The 2,363-nt window shown below is 51.1% G+C and carries 2 protein-coding genes; one reads left to right on the top strand and one right to left on the bottom strand.

What is annotated here, in order from left to right:
• Nucleotides 1–349: 349 nt before the first annotated feature.
• Nucleotides 350–1,048: an extensin-like domain-containing protein gene (locus AC1DUO_RS24175; RefSeq protein WP_013576164.1), complete on the top strand. Its 699-nt coding sequence runs from the start codon at nucleotides 350–352 to the stop codon at nucleotides 1,046–1,048.
• On the opposite strand, the gene AC1DUO_RS24180 is transcribed toward AC1DUO_RS24175, so the two are convergent.
• Nucleotides 1,045–2,223, bottom strand: a complete 1,179-nt coding sequence (locus tag AC1DUO_RS24180) for a M20 aminoacylase family protein (protein ID WP_119262245.1) — start codon at nucleotides 2,221–2,223, stop codon at nucleotides 1,045–1,047. The two genes, AC1DUO_RS24175 and AC1DUO_RS24180, sit on opposite strands and share 4 nt — an antisense overlap.
• Between the last annotated feature and the right edge of the window lie 140 nt (nucleotides 2,224–2,363).

Consider the following 2,363-nt stretch of genomic DNA (forward strand, 5'->3'; position numbering starts at 1 on the left):
TAAGTAAGGTTTTCAGGGTGTCGGGTGGCGCGACTTAGCATCTTTTGCTGCGTCACTCATGACTTACGCGCGAGATAGCCGATAAAAAAAAGCCCGCTCGGGGCGGGCTGAAAGGGGTAATGCGAGGGTCTTACACACTATGAAGGACAGTTCACAGTGGACACAGGAGAAGAAATATCGTCTTCGGATATAAAAGTAACAAACTCAATGTCTATTTATGTCAAAGCTAAGTAAGTTTATTTCCCGACTTGTAACCCCGTCAGATCACTATTTACTCAGGCGCTATACTCAAAATATTCCGCGTGAAAAACAATGTACTGCTAAACCTAAGTGGTGCTAAAGGAACACTATGCGATATTGGGTTAGCTTCATTGTGATTATTGGCATCGCCTGGTTCAGTGGCCCGTGGATAAGCCGTCATGTGCCTTCTGAATATAATCCTTTCACACCGATAACTATTAATGACCCGCCGAATCTGATCACCCGCTACAAATTAAGGAAGCTGGATAACAATCCTCAGGAATGTCTGGCTGTGCTTGAACGGGCTCAGCAAGAGGGGATGATTGAGTTTAACAGCGCCGGAAATATGGGCGGGAAATGTCCGCTGACTCATTCTGTGCGCGTTCGCGGATTTGGTGATGTTTCATTGAGTTCGAGTTATCTGGCGAGCTGTCGCCTTGCACTGAGCAGCGCAATGTTTGTCGCGCAGGTGGCGAAACCGCTGGCCACTCGGGAATTAGGTTCGCCGCTGGTGCGTATTGATCATCTGGGCAGTTATGCCTGCAGGAACGTCTATAACAAGCCCGACGCCCGGCTAAGCGAACACGCTACGGCGCAAGCGCTGGATATTGCCGGTTTCTCGCTGGCTGACGGGCGCCATCTTACGGTGCTGAAACAATGGCCTCAGCCCGGCGCAGAAGGGGAGTATGTGCGGACATTATTTTCAGAGAGCTGCCCGTATTTTGGCAATTCCATCGGGCCGGAATACAACGCAGCGCATGCCAATCACTTCCACCTCGGCATGCGCTGGTTCGGTTTTTGCCGTTAATCGACTAAATAGCGCTCCACCAGACGCGTCCAGTAGGCGGTGCCAAAGCTCAGGCTTTCATCATTAAAGTTGTAGGCCGGATTATGCAGCACCGCGCTGTCTCCGTTGCCCAGACGCAGGAAGCAGCCGGGCTTCTGCTGCAGGAAATACGCAAAGTCTTCACTGCCAGAAATAGGCGGAAGATTATCGACCACGTTTTCTTCACCCAGCAGTTCTTTTGCCACTTCCACAGCAAATGCCGTTTCCTGATCGTGATTCACCAGTACCGGATATCCGGGAACATATTCAATTTCAGCGCGGGCACCGTAACCGGCAGCGTGATTCTCTGCCAGAGTTCGGATACGTTGCTCAAGCGTTTTGCGGACTTCGGGATCGAAGGAGCGAACACTCATTTCAAGGCGTGCAGTTTCAGGGATGACATTCGCCGCATGCCCTGAATGTAATGAACCGATGGTGACAACCGCTGTGTCATTAGGGTCGATATTGCGCGAAATAACAGACTGCAGGGCGATGACCAGACTGCTKGCAACCAGTATAGGATCTACGGTCATATGCGGGCGGGCTGCATGTCCGCCTTTACCATGAATAGTGATGTTGACCGTGTCGCAGGCTGCCATAAACGGGCCAGAACGGAACATCATTTTGCCGACCGGATAGCCGGGATGATTATGCAGCCCGTAGACGGCATCACAGGGGAATCGTTCAAACAACTGTTCGGCCAGCATGCGCTCCGCACCGCTGTTAAACCCAATTTCTTCAGCGGGCTGGAAAATAAGATGCAAGGTGCCGGAAAAGTTTTTGCTGCGTGCAAGCTGTTCAGCGGCACCCAGCAACATCGTCGTATGGCCGTCGTGGCCGCAGGCATGCATTTTTCCAGGAAACTGGCTGGAGTAGCTCAAGTCTGTTCGTTCGGTGATGGGCAGGGCATCCATATCTGCGCGGATGCCAATGCTACGTGACCCGTTTCCATGCTTCATTGAGCCGACGACGCCGTATCCGCCCACGGCGGTGGTCACCTGATAGCCTAGAGATTCGAGTTTTTCAGCGACCAGTGCTGCGGTTGCAGATTCTTCATTGGAAAGTTCAGGGTGTTGGTGCAGGTGTTGGCGAACCTGGCGCAATTGCGGAACGAGATCCGCTACGTCAGCGATGGTGCAAAGTGATTTATTATTCATTATAAGGATCTGTTTTTTGCCTGAAAGAAATCCGGCCAATATGACCGGTGCCATGTCATTACCTTTGACAGAATGCAATGTGAAATCCGGACTGGCAATACATAAATCAGGCAAAAAAAGGACTTTTGAAAATTATGGAA

The organism is Rahnella sp. P4_A8, from assembly GCF_056402435.1.